Origin of the sequence: Paenibacillus sp. NPDC058898, assembly GCF_049316025.1 — a bacterium.
Taxonomy (GTDB): Bacteria; Bacillota; Bacilli; order Paenibacillales; family Paenibacillaceae; genus Paenibacillus_AQ.
Map to the genome: position 1 here is coordinate 69,710 of NZ_JBMOSM010000019.1, position 17,738 is coordinate 87,447.

Genomic DNA, 17,738 nt, shown 5'->3' on the forward strand with positions numbered 1-17,738 from the left:
ATGTATTCCCTCGATATAATTATTGATAAATCCAATGATTACGATAAGTTGTTAAGATATACTGCAGATCATTTTAATATTAATTTCTATAAACAATCTAATTGTTACGCTGACGCCTTCAACGACGAAAAAAAATTTATTGTTAGTGCGAGCCCATCAAAAATTAGCTTTATGCTTCCAGAGTCATCAGATGTAGGAGAATTTATGGTCAAAATAGTTCCTTTTCTAAGTGATAATTTTAATGATCAAACAGTAGGTGTTAGGTGTATAGGGAAAGAAGACAAAATAGGGAAAATTAATGTCTCGAACGTAAGGACTGTAGTTATTAGATGAATGAGACTAGTCTAGAAAGGACATTTATAATGAACACAGGGCTAAAGGATCATCTTATAAATATTTTAGAAAGTATCGAAGCGACTTTTTCTTATAATGAGGAATCTGAAGTATTCAGTATAATGATTCGATTTGATTCATCAGCTTATTATCTAGCACTATGGCATAGGGAAGAAATTAATACACTACGATTCTTTGCACCTTTATCCAAACCGATTCCTGAAAAAGAACTGAAGGGTATTGCTTTTGATCTGTTAGAATTTAACGAAGATATTGTGTTTGGCAGTATTGGAGCGTTTAAACATTCAGAAAGTGATTTGTATAGAATAGTTTACAATCATTCATTTACTTTAGAGCGTGGAGAAGCAGTAAATATTACAAAAGATGAAATTGACGAGCTATTGAGTTACTGTACATATTTATTTCCAATGATAACTAAGAAAATAGATGAAAGTGTAGGCGCTGTATATAGTGTATAACTTGATTCAAATTGCTGTATTAACACTCTTTCTAATTCTTGGGATATTGAGGTTGCAGGATAGCGAATTTCCATTTTTAATTCCTATTAATAGTTTTTCAATTATTGTATCTGTTTTGTTTATATTTCTAACTGCTATTGAAAAAATTAATAGATATAGACCTATTACTACTAAACAAAAAGTTAGAATTGATAAATTGCAAGGTTACACTGTTATTGTTACTCTCCTAGGGGTAAGTTCTCTGACTTATTTATGTTATCATAGTTTAGTAAGTACGCCTGTTGCTGATTTCCTATCAATTGCAGCATTTGGCATGTCTTGTGCAAATGGATTTCTCTCTAACGCACTTATATATGACGTATGTAAGGAATCTGTGTAAGATAATGTAATTTAATATTAACAACAATACCGCCAATCACTGGATATTCATTACGTTATAATCAGTTGAGAGGCGATTTTGTGTTTATATCCCTAATGTTACTAGAAACAACTCATAGCTCTTTCAGTCATTCAAACTACATATTTGAACCAAAGATAGACGGTCACAGGCTTATATTTTCTCAGCAAGACGGGAAGATCAGGTTGTACACGGCAGTATCCCGAGCTGCATCATCTAATTGATGATGATATCATTATAGATTGCGAAGTTGCATGTACCGAACCAGAGACCGGCAACATTGGTCATGAACCAGTTTCAGGCGAAGGAGGCAGATAAGGTACAGACGCTAATTACTACCCAGCCGGTTATGTTCGTTGTATTTGATAATTTGTAACATAAAGGTAAAGGACCTGCGGAAGATGCCATTGATGAAGTGTAAAGAAATCCTGAGCGGCATCCCCACCATTTGCTGTAGCTGCTGGAGTGTAATGCCTCCATTGTCAAGATACGAATGCTTGAGAAATAAGTTAATCCTCCTTGTCATGTAGAATCTAGTGTCTTAGGATGCAACATTTACATTGGAATATATATAGAATTGAGCTGGTTTGGCGACGCCTAGTGATGCATGAGGCCGTTCCTTATTGTAAAATTGGACATAGCGAGCTATCCCTTTGTGCAATGCGCGAGGGTCTTCAAATAGCGGCCACAGCGGAGACTAAAAAACTGACACCGGTAGAGTACCTACGCCAGTTTGCAGTCTAGGTGTGTTTTAATGTCCACTATGGGGCTTGACCACTTTTCAATTGTTCCCCACAACCCACCCACAAAAGCGCGTTCCAACATATTATTTTGCATTACCTCGTATTCCAACACAAAACCAGAAAAACCCACTCCACTACTGTAATCATTCCAACAACGTCCTTCACATTCCATCCCTTCTAGATTTATTTCGATATACAAGCTAAAATAGGTGTAATTGTGTGTTAAAAAAGGGGGATACAGCATGTTGAAAATTGGTTCCCACGTGTCGTTTTCGGACAAGGGATTGCTGACTGCGACGGCTGAAGCTACATCATATGGCTCAAGCTCGTTCATGATATATACCGGCGCACCGCAAAACACGCGCCGCAAGCCGATCGATTCCATGTTTATCGAAGAAGGCAGAGCCGCTATGCAGGAAAGCGGGATTGATGAGATTGTGGTCCATGCGCCGTACATTATCAACCTTGGATCGTACAAGCCCAACACGTTTGAGCTGGCGGTGAGCTTTCTGCAAGAGGAGATTCGCCGTACGCATGCGGTCGGCGTGAAGAATATCGTTCTCCATCCGGGTGCATATACCGATAAGCACGCGGAATACGGCATCGACCGAATTGCCGAAGGCCTCAATGAAGTGCTCGGCGGTACGGATGAGACCGAAGTGAAGATTGCGCTGGAGACGATGGCCGGCAAAGGCACTGAGATGGGACGCAGTTTTGAAGAAATTGCTTCCATTATTGATAAGGTGAAGTACAATGACCGTTTGGCCATCTGCCTCGACACCTGCCATATTCATGATGCGGGTTATGATATCGTAAATGATCTGGACGGCGTGCTGGAGCAGTTCGACAAGTTGATCGGACTCGACCGGTTAACGGTTGTGCACGTGAACGACAGCAAGAATCCGCGTGGAGCGGGTAAAGACCGTCATACGCCGATTGGAACCGGATGGATCGGTTATGAAGCCATTCAAAGAGTGGTTCATCATGAGAAGCTCCAGGGCAGACCGTTCATTCTGGAGACGCCGTGGATCGGTAAAGATCCGAAGACGCAGCGTCCGATGTATGAGATCGAGATTGCGCTTCTGCGTGGGGATGTGGAAGGCCGTTTCGGGCCAACTTTTGCTCAGCAAGTAGAAGAGCTGAGTGCTTTCTTTGCGAAGGAAGGCATTGAATCCCGTTCGTTCGTGCTGGATACCTGGACGCTTCTGAAGAATGATGCCAAAGCCAAAAAGGCGGATCCTCGCGAACCCATGGAGCGTCTGTATGATATGGTCATGGCAGCAGGCCTGCTGTCCGACCTTTCGGAGGAGCAGATCAATCAACGGCTGATCGCTTGGTTGTCCGGTGTTTCCTTGACATCATAAGCTTCATTAAATGGCTTTATATTAAGAGTACTAAGGCATTCTCAAGAAAACTTCCGCATGTTGCGGTTTGTTTTTCTTGAGAGGTGCCGTTCATGTTAATTGCAGATTTAAAAGGAGGATCACCGAGTCTCATGGAAATTCACATCAAGAAGGATCTGCCGTCTGCGGCAGGTCAGTACCCTAATCGTGCCCGTATGCTGATCTCTTGTCCGGATGGACCGGGAATTGTGGCGGCGGTCTCCCAGTTTCTGTACCAGCATGGCGCGAACATCGTTCAGTCTGACCAATATACGATGGATCCGGCCGGCGGCATGTTTTTTATGCGGGTTGAGTTTGATCTGGAGGATTTGAATACGAAGCTTCCCAAGCTGGAGGAGTCCTTCCAGGAAGTTGCCGATCAATTCCGTATGGAATGGAATATCTATCATGCGGTCCGTAAGAAACGACTGGCGATTTTTGTTTCAAAAGAAGATCACTGCCTTGTAGAGCTGTTGTGGCAATGGCAGGCTGGCGATCTGGATGCGGATATCGCACTGGTGGTGAGCAATCACCTAGATATGAAGGAATACGTAGAATCGTTCGGTATCCCGTATCACCATATTCCGGTTACGGCGGATACGAAGCCTCAAGCGGAGCAACGTCAGCTGGATGTGATCGGCGATGACATCGACGTGATTATCCTTGCGCGTTACATGCAGATTATTTCGCCAACCTTTATCGAACATTACCGGAACCGGATTATCAATATTCACCATTCCTTCCTTCCGGCTTTTGTCGGCGGCAAGCCTTATGCGCAAGCTTATAACCGCGGGGTGAAAATTATCGGAGCAACCGCCCATTATGTAACCGAAGAACTGGATGGCGGACCGATTATTGAGCAGGATGTGCAGCGCGTTAGCCACCGGGACGATGTCAACGAGTTGAAGCGTATTGGTCGTACCATCGAACGCGTGGTGCTTGCAAGAGCCGTCAAATGGCATGTCGAGGATCGGATTCTGGTGCATAACAATAAAACGGTTGTATTCAACTAACGGTTTGCAAGTGTACGTATAATCAGACAGGAAGACAGTCTGTGTACTGAGTGCAAGTAAGAATATGAGGCTGTATTTGGACGATTCATCATAGATAGTACAATGGAGCAGCCCAACACTTTAACGCTGCAATGGATTACCCCTTGATCCCGCTCCTCTTATTGGAGTGGGATTTTTATTTATAACCAACTTGGTAAAAAACACCAAAAACCTCTGGGATGCTGAAAATACAGGCCAATATATCTCTTTATGGAAGGAAACGTCAAACTTTTCATGAATTCGACTCGTCAATATAGTTGAACTTGTGAAGAGAACCTTTACATACGTCTTCGGAACATATGTGTCATTTCTCATGTGAGAGCAATTTATATGTGGAGAGGGGAATCATCAGTTGTCGTTTTATACAAAAAAAACGTGGATGTTGCTGCCGATGGTGGCGCTGCTGATTGTGGCCACGTTATCCTTGTCGATTCCGGCCGGAAATGTTTACGCCGATGGAGCGAAGATTAGCATTCAATCCGAAATGGGTTACCAAGGCAAGATTAAACATGATAAATGGAATCCGCTCAAACTGACCTTAACCAGTGACCGGGATATATCCGGTGACATGGTCGTGCAGATTCAGAACTACAATGGCTTCGGATATCAAACTTCCTACGTCCAGCAGGTGGACCTTCCGAAGGATACGCCGAAGGAAGTCGTGATCGGCATTCCAGGGGCCATGCTGAATAAAGATAATAACCAGATCCTCTTCTATGAAGGATCTTATACCAAAGGGAAGCAGATTCCGTTTGCCACAGGTAAAAATTACGTGCAGGCTTCTCCTTATCAAGGCGCACTTATTGCGGTGTTATCGGATGATCCGGATACGATGAATTTCATGAATGTCCTTAACGGCAAAGGCAACAGCGTGAACGTGTTCCCGCTTAAGAACGCCAGCGTTCCATCGGATGGAATGCTGCTGAACGGGTTGGACGTCATCGTTATTAACAATTTTGCTTCTGATACGCTGTCAGAGCCGAAGCTCAAGGCGATTACAGATTGGGTAAATGGCGGCGGCACCCTGATTCTGGCCGGAGGCGCGGGATATACCAAAACAGCGGCACCGTTTGCCGACATAACGCCGGTTGTTGCGAATGGCACCACCACCGTTAATTCGCTAGCCGAGCTGGAGAAGCTTGGCGGGAAACCGCTGAAACTGGATGGGGCATTTACCATTTCTACAGCAAAAGCGGTGGAAGGCGCCCAAATCGGGCTTGAAGCGGATGGACAACCTTTGTTTGCTTCGAAGACCTATGGCCAAGGAAGTGTTCAATATGCGGCCTATGATCTGGCTATGGAACCGGTGAGCTCATGGGCAGGCCATCCGGATGCTTGGGCATCGATACTGCGCAATAACCTGCCCATGATGGGTGCGCAGAATGGTATGTATTACAATTCGCTTATGGACAATTTGAATTACGTTCTGGAGTATTTTCCATCACTGAAGATGCCTTCCTTCACGCTGCTGTTGTGGATGCTCATTATTTATGCGGTCGTCGTTGCGCCGCTGCTCTACTACATCTTGAAAAAGGCGGACAAACGGGAATGGGCTTGGTTCTTGATCCCGATCATTGCCGTCATCGCGAGCGGTTCCGTTTACGTGGCCGGTTCATCGGACAAGACGCGGGAACTCGCACACACTATCAACTTGATTGAACTAAACGGTCAGGGGGATGCGGTTAAATCGACGGCTTCCGCATTCTTCACGCCTCGAAGTGGGAACTATACCTTGGAATTTCCGGAGAATACGTATTTGAGAACGGGGCAGTCCCGGAACACGTTTGGGGGAATGAGCGAGAATAAAAATTTTGTCCGAATGGAGCAGGCGTCCACGACGCTGGAGCTTCGCGACATGTCCCAATGGTCATTAGCCAAGGTATGGGTGGACCGTCAAGGAACCGAGGAGATGGGGCGCCTCGGCATGGATTTGAAGCTGGATGCCAAAGGAGAATTAAACGGTAAGGTCACCAATGACACGATTAACGATTTGACCGAGGTTGCACTGGTTATTGGAGGCAAAGCCTATAAGCTGGGAGATATCAAGAAGGGAGAGGCGGCTGCCGTTCCTCAGGACCCGAAACAAATCATCAAGTTTACGGGCGGTGACTTGTCCGGGATGCTGTACCCTTATTCGCAGAATGATCCGAAACAGCGTGAGCGCGATATTTTGTCCCAATACGGATATTCCAACAGAATGGTCAACAGGGATGCTTACATTTTGGGATGGAGCAAGGATCATTTGACGAATTATACGCTGAAAGGCGCTGAGGTGGAGAGTGATCAGCTCAATTTCTGGATACAGCCCGTGGAGATGGATTGGGGACTAAACGGGGAAATCAACATTCCTTACGGGTTCCTGTCTCCCGAGATATCGCAGGTGAATGCGCCGATGTATGGGGTTTACCCTCATGGGGTCGAAATGGGACAGGGCAGCTTGATCGCCGAATTCCCGTTAATATCGGAAGGCAACGTGAAGTATTCGGAATTGTCCATGAGAGGCACCAAATTCAACAACAACGTTATGATGGAGATCTGGAACTCGAAGAAGAGCGAATGGGAGCCTGTTACAGACGTGAACAATGTGCATACCATTACCAAAAATACGGAGCAGTATATCTTGGGAAATCGGATCCGTTTCATGATCACCGCCAAGGATCAGACCAACTTTATGATGCCTGAGCTGTCTGTGAAGGGGGAGGCCACTCCATGATCGAGATTAGAAACCTGAGTAAAAAATACGGAACGTTCCATGCGTTGAAGGACATCAGTCTTCATATCGAAAAAGGGACTGTATTTGGATTTGTCGGCCCGAACGGAGCAGGCAAATCCACGACGATGTCCATATTGGCCACCCTGATGCTGCCAACCTCGGGCGTTGCCAAAGTCGGCGGCTTTGACGTGACCCAGCATCCCAAAGAGGTCCGCAAGCGGATCGGCTACATGCCCGATTTCTTTGGCGTGTATGACCAGTTGAAATCTACCGAATATTTGCATTTTTACGGGGCAAGTTACGGCATACCGCGCGCCGAGCGGGAGCAGCTCATTCCGCAGCTCCTGGAGCTCGTCAACCTGAGCGACAAAGCGGATACGTACGTCGACAGTCTCTCGCGCGGCATGAAGCAGCGTTTATGCCTTGCCCGGTGTCTGGTGCATGATCCGGACGTGTTAATTCTGGATGAGCCGGCTTCGGGGCTGGATCCGCGGGCGCGGATCGAGATGCGTGAAATCTTGAAGGAATTGAAGCTTATGGGCAAGACGATCATCATTTCGTCGCATATTTTGCCTGAGCTGGCGGAGATGGTGGATGAAATCGGCGTGATTGAACACGGCGAGATGGTTGCCCAAGGTAAGGTGGCTGATATTCAGAGCCGTCTCCGCGTGAAAAAAGTCATCCATATCCGCACGCTCGAGCGTGAAGAGGAACTGGCCGAGAAGCTGCGGGACGAACCCTTTGTCTCGTCGGTATTAACGGATAACACCGGTGTCCATGTTCATTACGGCGGGGATGATGCGCAGCAAAGCGCTCTGCTGCGGCAGGTGGTCTCCTGGGAAATTCCGATTGTCTCGTTTCAGGAAGCACAGAGCAATCTGGAGGATGTATTCCTCGAAATTACCAAAGGGGGACCCCGCGAATGAATTGGAGCAGAAAGCTAATTAATCCGGTCATTGACAAGGAATTTCGGCTGCGGATGCGTTCTACGCGTTCTATGCTGTCGGTGTTATTTTATGTGTTGGCGCTCGGAGCTATTGCGATGGGCTTCATTTACCTCTTCTTATATTTGGGACAGCGGGGACCTCAGCGATTCGATCCGCAGATGAGCCAAATGATGTTCTATGTGCTGAGTTTTGCTCAGCTTGTCCTCATCGCGTTCATGGCACCTGCTCTTACCGCCGGCGTCATCAGCAGCGAGCGGGAGAAGCAAACGCTGAGCATGCTGCTGACGACGCAGCAGAGCTCGGCCACGATTGTGCTGAGCAAGCTGGTGTCGGCACTCAGCTTCATGACACTGATCGTGCTGGCCACCTTGCCGATATACAGCATTGTTTTCCTGTATGGAGGGATTTCGCCGAAACAGCTCATATCCGTTTTTGTTTTTTATTTATTCGTGATGCTGCTGCTCGGTTCGCTTGGCGTGATGTTCTCGACTTTATTCAAAAGAACCATCGTCGCGATTATTGTCGCCTACGGTGCGGGACTTATTATATTCCTTGTCACAGGCCTGCTGTATCTGTTCTTCATGGGGATTGAACAGCGGAATATGTATCAAAGCGGGATAACGCCTACACCGGGCAGTTATTCATGGGTCGGATATTTGCTGGGTCTGAATCCCGGCGGAGCGATGATGAGTTTGTTCAACCCGTCGTTCTCCAAGGAAGTGTTCCTGCTGCACGGCGGAAGTTTGAACAGTAAGGCCCCCATTGAATTGTGGCTGGAATTCTTCATCGTGTATTCGGTTGTGATTGTTCTTGCCCTGTGGGTTGCCATACGGAAAATACGTCCTATCGCAAGGCGGAAACGTAAGGATAAGGACGAGGCACAGCTCCCGCAAGTACCGGAAATGACGCGGGATGAAGCGTAACCTTAAAGCATAAGAGTACGGTAAGGAGGAAGAGCAATGGACAACATCATGCGTTTTATCGAAGCTGCGAGACGGCGGCTGCAGCGATTTCGCGTCATATCGTATGTTTTATACGGACTGATGGCAGGGTTTGCCGCGCTGCTGCTGCTCCTGGTGCTGGGGAGATTCGTACCCATTGCCTGGCTTCCCGTCGCATCCGTGGCCGTTCCTGTCGGAGCAGGCTTCGTAGGCTTGTTATGGGGATGGCTGCACCGGGTTCCGATCGAAGAGGCCGCTTCAGCGATGGATCATGTTCCGGACGGAGCGGAGCGAAGCGACATGATGGTCACGGCACTATCGTTCAAAGAACAGGAATCGCAGGCCGCTAAATGGCAGCGTGAGCAGGCGGAACGCTATGGTGCACGTTTTGCGGAGCAATTGCCGGAGCGTCTTCCTTACCCTAGTCGTAAAAGACATCTCTTGATCTGTGGTGCTTCGCTGGCTGCCGTGCTCATCCTTGTTTTTGTTCCGAACCCGATGGACAAGAAGGTGGAAGCGGCAAAAGAGGCGCAGAGCTGGATGAAGGAGCAGGCAGCCAAAACCGAGAAGCTTACGGAGGAACTCCAGAAAAAAACGATCGATCCTGCCGACAGGAAGAAGCTGCAGGAGAAGCTGGATGCCCTGAAGAAAGCGCTGGACCGTGAGAAACATCCCGAGCAAGCGCTGGAGAAGCTGGAAGAAGCGATGAAAGAGCTTGAAAAAATGGCGAAACAGCAGGAGGAAAAAGCGAAGGCACTGTCTGAGCTTGCCCAAAAAATGCAGCAACAGAAGGCGTTGTCCCAGGTGGGGAAAAAGCTTGCCGAAGGCATGGCCGATGAGCTCAAGCAGGAAATGAAGAAACTCACCGAGCAGGTGAAAAAGATGTCCCAAGAAGAGAAGAACGAGCTGTCCGATGCTTTGAAAAAGTTGGCTGAGGAAGCCGCCAAGCAGCTGGAGGACGGGAAGCTGGAGCAAGAGCTCAAGAAAGCAGCCGACTCGCTGAAGGAAGGCCAGTTGCCGAAGGAGCTGGAAGAAGCGCTCCAGCAGCTGGCCGAGGAGCTGGCTAAAGCGGCGCAAGCCAAAGCCGCGTCGGATAGTCAGTCGCAATCCGCCGCTTCGCTGGCGTCCTCCCTTGCTTCGCAAGGACTGAGCTTGGCCGATCAGATGACGGCTGCCGGGATGTCGGTATCCGATGCCTGGAGTAACGGCGGCAGTGCCGAGGCGTTGGCGCAGGCGGGATCCGGGGGAGACTCGGGAGAAGAAGGCGAAGGTTCGGAGGGAAGCTCCGGGGAAGGCGGCTCCGGGGCCGGTCAAGGCCAAGGCGCCGGCAGTGGGTCCGGTTCGGGGAGCGGCTCCGGATCAGGAGCAGGCTCCGGCTCAGGTGGCAGCGGAGGATCGGGAAGCGGGACCGGCAGCGGAGCCGGCTTTGGCTCTGGCGGTCGCGAGCTTGTGACGATCCCTCGGGATTACAAGGGCAGCGGCAATGTGCAGAACGATTCCGGCGAGATCAAGGGCAGTGGCGGTGATATTCAGAAGGGCGGCGTTTCGCCGACCGTTCCGGGCATGTCCAGGCCTTATGAGGAAGTGTACCGCGATTATGAGACCGAAGCGCGTAAAACATTAGATCGCAATCAACTGCCTGACCAGATGCAAGGGTTGGTTGAGGAATATTTCATACAAATCAATCCGAATCCGTAAGGGATCGAAGAGCCAATAACGGAAGCTATATAGATTGAACTAAAGAAAAGATGAACTTCAACGGAGAAGGCGGAATTATTCTGGAGAAACGAAGTGGTCGCCTTTGTCACCGGATTTTAACCATGATATGGATGTATAGAAGAAATCTGGGGGCAACAGCGATCGGAAGAATAATCCGCATTCGTAGTGATGCTCAGGCTAAGAATCTTTAGTTCAACTTATATAGAATGAGTACTTGAACTTTACCAAGAAGATGGAGGTTTCGTCCATGTCGGATATTGCAGTGAGACCACAGGAATGGATGGAGAAAATATCAGGCCTGCGGGAACATATTGGCAAGGTGATTGTCGGGCAGCAGGATGTTGTGGAGCAGATGCTCTGGTGTATCTTTGCGGGAGGGCACGCCCTCCTGGAGGGGATTCCGGGTCTCGGTAAAACGATGCTCGTTCGCACGGTGTCGGAAGCGTTGGAATTGTCCTTTTCCCGTATTCAGTTCACGCCGGATTTGATGCCGAGCGATATAACGGGCACCAACATTTTGTCGTTCGGGCAGCATGGAGACACAGGGATGACCTTTCAAAAGGGTCCGCTGTTCGGCAGCATCGTGCTTGCCGACGAGATTAACCGGGCCACGCCCAAAACCCAGAGTGCATTGCTGGAGGCCATGCAGGAGAAGACCGTCACGGTGGGCGGGGTAACCCATCAGCTGCCAAAACCTTTCTTTGTTCTCGCGACGCAAAACCCGCTGGAGAACGAGGGAACGTATCCATTGCCGGAGGCGCAGCTTGACCGCTTTCTGCTGAAGATCGAAGTGTCGTATCCGAGCGCGGATGAACTGAAGGAAATCGTGAAGCGGACGACGTCCTCCCACGAATTCCAGGTGGAACGACAAATGACCGGAGACGAGCTGCTGGAAATCCAGCGCGGGGCCCGGGAAGTGCTGGTTGCCGAGGAGATTTTGGACTATGCGGTTCGTCTGCTCATGATGACGCATCCGCAAGAGGCTGCGGCCCCGGAGGCGGTACGAAAATACGTCCAGTTCGGTTCCGGACCGCGGGGCATTCAGTCCATCATATCAGTGAGCAAGGTCCGGGCATTGTGCAGCGGGCGGATGCATGTATCGACAGGGGATATTCGCGCCGTGGCTTTATCTGCGCTGCGTCACCGTTTGTTCCTGAATTTCGAAGGTCAGGCGCTTGGCATTACGACAGACCATGTCATTCAGGAGGTTCTGCAAGCGCTGGAGGCGTCCGCGTGAGCGGGGGCGGGCACCTGCTTCCTCCGGAATGGCTTCCGCGACTGGAGCGATTGAGTCTCGATGCCAAGCGACGGGTTGCCGGAATGCTGCAGGGAAAGAGACGATCCCGCAGGCTTGGTTCATCACTCGAGTTCGCCGATTACCGAGTATATTCGCCCGGGGATGATGTCCGCAGGTTTGACTGGGGCGTCTATTCTCGTACGGGAAAAGCGTTCGTGCGTCAATTCATGGACGAGCAGGAGCTGACGGTCAGCCTATTCGTGGATTGCTCGGCATCGATGGGGGCTGTCATGTCATCGTCATCCGAACTATCCGCTGCGGATCCGGCAGGAACGAAGGGAAGCCCGAAATGGCTGCTCGCACGTCAACTCGCCGCAAGCATCGGCTACATGGCATTGTCCTCCTACGACAGGCTGCAGGTCGCCTGTTACAGCCGTTCGATTCATGCTCGTCTTCCGATCATGAGAGGAAAGGGCTCGGCCCATCGCCTGTTTTCGTTCCTGCAAGGGGCAGAAACGGGAGGTGAGGGAAGTTTGGGCGCCGCGCTTGCGGTTCCTGGCGCACTCCCTCGGCAGCCGGGGATGACCTGGGTGTTCTCGGATTTTTGGCTGGCGGGCGGCGAGGAGGAATTGTTCAGGGCGCTATCCCTTTTGTCCGGCACCGGGCAGGAAGTGGTGCTGGTGCATGTTTTGTCGAGGGAAGAACTAGAGCCTAAATTGACCGGCGATTTGCGATTGGTCGACAGCGAAACGATGAGCGGCAAGGAAGTGGCGTTGACGGGTAAAGTACTCGATGGTTACAAAGAGGAGCTGGAGCGGTATCGGACGATGCTGTCCCGCGTGTGCGCGGAGCGGGGCATGTCTTACGTGCTCATTCCGGCGGACATGCCGCTTACGGATGCGATGTTCGGGGTACTGGCAGGAGCAGGTCTGGTCACTGGATAGACAAGCCTCATACAGGAGGCAGTGATCCAAGCATCTGCCGGACTTCATACGCTTTGGGAAGCTTGTAGACAGGGTAACACCGGTAAATAGACACGCTATGAAATGCAGGCTTCACGAGCATCTGTCTGTGATCTTTAGAACAAATAAGAAGAGAACTCATTCAAATAGGAAAAGATGGACGAGCCTTCATCCGATGCTTTGAGAAAACATCCAAGTCGTGTTAGTCAGGGTCCACGGGAGTAAGGAGGGGACACGTTGGGGATTCAATCTTGGCTGAGCCTATGGTTCGGTTTAACGCTGCCGGCTATCGTGCTTATGTATATGTTCAAACGAAAATATGTGGATACAACCGTTCCCAGCCACTTGCTGTGGGAGCGGGTGCTTCGGAACCTGGAGGCTAACAGGCCGTGGCAGAAGCTGCAGAACCGGCTTCTGCTGTGGCTCCAACTGTTTGCTGCTGTGCTGATGGTCTTCGCACTGATGCAGCCCTTTATGCAGGTGTCTGGCGGAGGCAGCGCCCATGTGGTCATCGTTGCCGATACCTCGGGCAGCATGAGCGCGCAGATTCAGCCTTCGGCAGAAGGCGAAGCCGCATCCAGGCTGCAAATGATGCAGGAACGAATTAAGGAGTACGTGAAGGACCAAGGGAGACGGAGCGAGATCACCCTTCTGTCTGTGGGAGCAAGTCCCACGACGCTGGTCTCCCATGAAAGCGACCGCGCGGCCATCGATAAGGCCGTGGATGGGTTGCGGCCCTATTACGGCCAGGCATCCTACAGGGAAACCTTATCGCTCGCTTCCGCTCTGACACGGGAAGAGCGTGATGCAGAGGTCGTTATTTTTACGGACAGCTACTGGAAGCAGGATACGGCTCCCATAACGTTTCAGGTTCCGGTATCCGTAGAGAAGGTACAGGGGCAGCTCCCTCTTAACGTTTCCATCGACCAATTTGGCATTTCACCTAAGGGTGAAACAGGTTCATCCTATGGGGCAGTCGCTGTCCTCAGCACGAATGCCAAGGAAGCGATGTCGGCCGAAGTGAATCTTTACGGGGATGAACAGCTGCTGGCCAGCAAGGTGTTGAATCTTACGCCGGGGAAGAAATTAACCGAATCTTTTGCCGATCTCCCATTTGCGGAGGTGTATCGGCTTGAGTTATCCCAGGATGACGGGTATGCGGCAGACAATTATTCCTTTGCATTCGGTTTGGGTCACGGATCCTCGCGCGTACTTCTGCTGACTTCAGGCAATTTGTTCCTGGAGAAGGCCTTGCAGCTAAGCGGAGCCGAAGTCACCCGGGTTGCCTGGGATGGCTCCGAAGACAAGAAGGGTGAGGATCCAGGCACGGATCAAAATACGGACAAGGGCAGCGCAGCATCGGATGTACCGCCCTTACCTGATGGCGAATTTGATCTGCTCGTCATAGACGGGAGCATGCCGGAAGGGTTCAAGCAAGGGAAGTGGGCGGAGTTGGCCGCCAAAACGCCGCTATGGACGATCGGCGGAGAAGGCACCAAAGTCGGAAGCCAAGGAGGACGTGCTGTGCTTGCGAAGCATCCGGTGACCGCCTATGTAACCTTATCGGGCGTCTATTTCGGTACGCTGGTGGATCAGGCCCCTGCTTGGGGCGAACCTGTGGTCAAGCTGGGGGATCAACCCATCGTCTATGCGGGAAGCGAAAACGGGCGACCGAGATTGTCGTTTAATTTCCTGCTTCAGGATAGCGATCTTCCGTTATCGCCGGAATTCCCGGTCATGGTCAGCAATGCACTAGAGTGGATGACCTCGGGCAAGGGAAGCGGCCTTGGCCGCTATATGGCCGGAGCGCAAGCAGATATTCCGATTGCAGCGGATACGGTAGCGGCAAAGTGGGTACCTAAGAGTGGTCTTGCTCTTGCTGACGGCATCCCTGCAGCGGAGGCCCTCCGGAATGAGCAAGGGATATCACCGGTACAGATCGTGCCGGAATATCCAGGGCTGTACGCTTTTGAACAGCAGAATGAAGCGGGTGAGAAGCTTAAGTTTTGGCTGGCTGTAACGGCAGATCCGTACGAGGCGGATTGGAGCAACGATCAGGGTCCGGTCGTGAGTCAAACGTCACCGAACTCGGATGATACGGCAGCTGGTGAACGTACCGGGACGTCTGGGCACAGCGAGACGGCAAGCGATGCCGGTTCGTTAATGCCATGGCTGGCGGCCTTGGCACTGGCTGTGATCGCAGCGGAATGGGGGGTGTACCAGCGTGGGCGTTCAATTTAGCCAACCATGGTTGTTGCTGCTGTTGATCCCGGCAGGAGTCTTTCTCTATTACGCATACAAATCGGATTTTCGGCTCAGCGGTTTTCGCAAGAAATTGGCCTTATTCTTTAGAACCTGCGTCATTCTGTTATTGATTCTTATGATTTCGGGTCTGCACGGGTATACCGTCTTGCGGGATAAACAGGTGGTGTACTTGGCGGACCGTTCCGACAGTATGGGGGATTCGGCCCGGATCACGAATTGGATTAACGATTCCCTTGGGGCAAAAGGCGAGAAGGATGGCACCGCTGTTGTTTCTACAGGTCTTGAGGGGGCTGTGGAACGGCGATTATCCTCTACGGAGAATGCAGGAGCCTCTTTAAATGCGCTGCTGGAGCAGCAGTTTACGGGGCTGGAGTCCGGTCTTCAGCTCGCAGGGAGCCTGTTCGAGGGCAACAGCGATTCCAGAATCGTGTTGATCTCGGACGGGGAGGAGAATGTAGGCAGCATGGCAGCGGCGGGAAGGCTGCTGAAGGATCGGGGCATTGCGGTTGATGTGCTTCCAACTCCGAAGCAGGCAATCCGTGACGTTGCGGTGGAGGAACTGAAGGTACCGGATAAGCTGTATCAAGCGGAGTCTTTCTATGTGGAGGTTATGATCCGCAGCACGTTTAAGACCTCCGGTGAATTGCGCATTTACGAGGACAACCGTGAGATCGGCCGGGAACGCGTTGACGTAACCCCGGGCGAGAACCGGTATGCCGTAAAAGGCCTGGCTAAGAGCCCGGGACTTCACCGTTACCGTGCCGAAATCTTCATGGATGGGGATGAGGCATCCGCCAATAATGCAGCGTTTGATTTTACCCGGGTGGAAGGTCCGCCGAACGTACTGATCGTTGAAGGAACCCCGGGAACGTCAGGTAATATCACGGCAGCACTGGAGTCCGGGATGATCGGCACCGAAGTGATTCCGCCGGAGCTGCTTCCGCTGGAAGCTGCCAAGTATGCCGTTTACGACAGCATCATCTTTAATAATGTCTCAGGCAGTGACGTCGGCGGCAAACAGATGGAGCTGATCGAGCAGGCGGTCCGAAGCTTCGGCATCGGGTTTATGATGGCGGGCGGCGAGGACAGCTTTGGGATGGGCGGGTATTTTAAAACCCCGATTGAAAAAGCACTGCCGGTCTCGATGGAGCTGGAAGGCAAACGGGAGATTCCATCGCTTGGTCTCATCCTCGTCATCGACCGTTCGGGGAGCATGGATGGCAATAAGATCGAATTGGCCAAAGAATCGGCCATGCGCACAGTGGAGCTGCTTAGAGCCAAGGATACGGTCGGCGTCGTCGCCTTTGACGATCAGCCGTGGTGGGTTGTTCCGCCGCAGAAGCTCGGGGACAAGGAAGAGGTGCTCAGCAGCATCCAGTCGATTCCGAGCGCCGGAGGGACCAACATCTATCCTGCCGTTTCCTCGGCGCTTGAGGAAATGCTGAAGATTAACGCCCAGCGCAGACATATCATTCTGATGACCGACGGGCAATCGGCCATGAATTCCGGGTATCAGGACCTGACCGATACGATGGTGGAGAACAAAATCACGATGTCTTCGGTGGCGGTCGGGATGGATGCTGATACCAACCTTCTTCAATCTTTGGCGGATGCGGCCAAAGGCCGTTATTACTTCGTTGAGGATGAAACGACGCTGCCGGCGGTATTCAGCCGGGAGGCCGTGATGCTGGCCAAATCCTATATCGTGGATAAACCCTTTGTTCCGGCCGTTCAGAACGTGGGCGAGTGGGCGAGTCTATTCCAGCAGGGCGTACCGGGGCTATATGGTTATGTAGCGACAACGCCGAAGTCTTCCGCTCAGACGGTTCTGTCCAGTCCGGAGCCGGACCCGATCCTGTCGCGCTGGCAATACGGATCCGGGCGAACGGTGGCATGGACGAGCGATTTAAGCGGAAAGTGGTCCAAGGAATGGGTATCATGGTCCGGCTTTGCCAACACGTTGACCGAAATCGTGAAGTGGACGTTCCCGCAGTTTACGTCGTCGCCCTATGAAGTGACTACCGAAACGGCCGGCAACCAAGTCAAGCTCCAGGTTATGGCAGGGGGCGAGAATCCACCGGAGAAGCTGAATGCGGTGATCGGGGACGATGAAGCCGGCGAGCAGACGGTGGAGCTTATCCAGGAGGCTCCCGGCCGTTATACCGGGCTCGTCAATGTCACGAAGCCTGGGGCATTCCTCCTGTCTCTTGAGGATGCCAGCGGGGAAGAAGCGCTGCAGGCTGCGCCAGGCACCGGTTTTGTGGTTCCGTATTCTCCGGAATACCGGATGTCCTCCGGCAGCGGCGAGGAAGCCATGAAGCGGCTGGCCGAGGCGACCGGAGGCCGCGTGTTATCCTGGGACAACCCGGCCGAAGTGTTTGACCGGCAGGCAACCTCGCGGATGAATCTCCATGATTGGAGCTACCCGCTGCTGGCGGCGGCCCTGCTGCTATGGGTCGCCGACATCGCCGTGCGGCGCCTGGCTCTCCCATGGGGCGCCATCGGCGCAAGGCTGGCCGCCCTGCTCCGCAGGCGGCCGGCACCTGCCGGCGTGGCCGCGCGTGACGC

14 protein-coding genes are annotated in these 17,738 nt (G+C 51.5%); 13 read left to right on the top strand and 1 reads right to left on the bottom strand.

Features of this window, described 5'->3' with window-relative positions; translation table 11 throughout:
* The 3 genes from ACOZB4_RS30765 to ACOZB4_RS30775 are packed head-to-tail and all read left to right on the top strand — an operon-like array spanning position 1 to position 1,191.
* The gene (locus tag ACOZB4_RS30765) at positions 1–333 is read left to right on the top strand and encodes a hypothetical protein (protein ID WP_379416601.1); all 333 of its coding nucleotides are present in this window, start codon (positions 1–3) and stop codon (positions 331–333) included.
* Positions 330–812 carry a hypothetical protein gene (locus ACOZB4_RS30770; protein ID WP_379416603.1) on the top strand — a complete coding sequence of 161 codons (483 nt, stop codon included), beginning with the start codon at positions 330–332 and terminating at the stop codon, positions 810–812. Before ACOZB4_RS30765 ends, ACOZB4_RS30770 begins: the two co-directional genes overlap by 4 nt.
* A 1-nt stretch (position 813) precedes the next feature.
* Positions 814–1,191: a hypothetical protein gene (locus ACOZB4_RS30775; protein WP_379416605.1), complete on the top strand. Its 378-nt coding sequence runs from the start codon at positions 814–816 to the stop codon at positions 1,189–1,191.
* Positions 1,192–1,750: 559 nt separating this feature from the next.
* On the opposite strand, the gene ACOZB4_RS30780 is transcribed toward ACOZB4_RS30775, so the two are convergent.
* A complete protein-coding gene (locus tag ACOZB4_RS30780) occupies positions 1,751–1,900 on the bottom strand; it encodes an integrase core domain-containing protein (protein ID WP_379416629.1) in 150 nt (49 codons plus the stop codon).
* A gap of 294 nt (positions 1,901–2,194) precedes the next feature.
* Between ACOZB4_RS30780 and ACOZB4_RS30785 the strand changes: the two genes are divergently transcribed.
* The 10 genes from ACOZB4_RS30785 to ACOZB4_RS30830 all read left to right on the top strand — a co-directional run.
* The gene (locus ACOZB4_RS30785) at positions 2,195–3,316 is read left to right on the top strand and encodes a deoxyribonuclease IV (protein WP_379416607.1); all 1,122 of its coding nucleotides are present in this window, start codon (positions 2,195–2,197) and stop codon (positions 3,314–3,316) included.
* 131 nt (positions 3,317–3,447) lie between these two features.
* Positions 3,448–4,347: a formyltetrahydrofolate deformylase gene (gene purU / locus ACOZB4_RS30790; RefSeq protein WP_098748691.1), complete on the top strand. Its 900-nt coding sequence runs from the start codon at positions 3,448–3,450 to the stop codon at positions 4,345–4,347.
* Positions 4,348–4,738: 391 nt separating this feature from the next.
* Positions 4,739–7,099, top strand: a complete 2,361-nt coding sequence (locus tag ACOZB4_RS30795) for a DUF7408 domain-containing protein (protein WP_379416610.1) — start codon at positions 4,739–4,741, stop codon at positions 7,097–7,099.
* Positions 7,096–8,025, top strand: a complete 930-nt coding sequence (locus ACOZB4_RS30800; protein ID WP_076324640.1) for an ABC transporter ATP-binding protein — start codon at positions 7,096–7,098, stop codon at positions 8,023–8,025. The genes ACOZB4_RS30795 and ACOZB4_RS30800 overlap by 4 nt, the downstream gene beginning before the upstream one ends.
* On the top strand, positions 8,022–8,969 hold the full coding sequence (locus tag ACOZB4_RS30805; protein ID WP_379416613.1) for an ABC transporter permease: 948 nt from the start codon (positions 8,022–8,024) through the stop codon (positions 8,967–8,969). Before ACOZB4_RS30800 ends, ACOZB4_RS30805 begins: the two co-directional genes overlap by 4 nt.
* 36 nt (positions 8,970–9,005) lie before the next feature.
* On the top strand, positions 9,006–10,685 hold the full coding sequence (locus tag ACOZB4_RS30810) for a phage tail tape measure protein (protein ID WP_379416616.1): 1,680 nt from the start codon (positions 9,006–9,008) through the stop codon (positions 10,683–10,685).
* A 268-nt stretch (positions 10,686–10,953) separates the two neighbouring features.
* The gene (locus ACOZB4_RS30815) at positions 10,954–11,943 is read left to right on the top strand and encodes an AAA family ATPase (protein ID WP_379416618.1); all 990 of its coding nucleotides are present in this window, start codon (positions 10,954–10,956) and stop codon (positions 11,941–11,943) included.
* Complete coding sequence (locus ACOZB4_RS30820) at positions 11,940–12,887, top strand: DUF58 domain-containing protein (RefSeq protein ID WP_379416620.1); 948 nt, start codon at positions 11,940–11,942, stop codon at positions 12,885–12,887. Before ACOZB4_RS30815 ends, ACOZB4_RS30820 begins: the two co-directional genes overlap by 4 nt.
* Positions 12,888–13,142: 255 nt before the next feature.
* Positions 13,143–15,146, top strand: a complete 2,004-nt coding sequence (locus ACOZB4_RS30825) for a vWA domain-containing protein (protein WP_379416622.1) — start codon at positions 13,143–13,145, stop codon at positions 15,144–15,146.
* Positions 15,130–17,738 (top strand): VWA domain-containing protein (locus tag ACOZB4_RS30830; protein WP_422759721.1); only part of this gene is annotated, 2,609 nt, incomplete at its 3' end. The genes ACOZB4_RS30825 and ACOZB4_RS30830, both read left to right, overlap by 17 nt.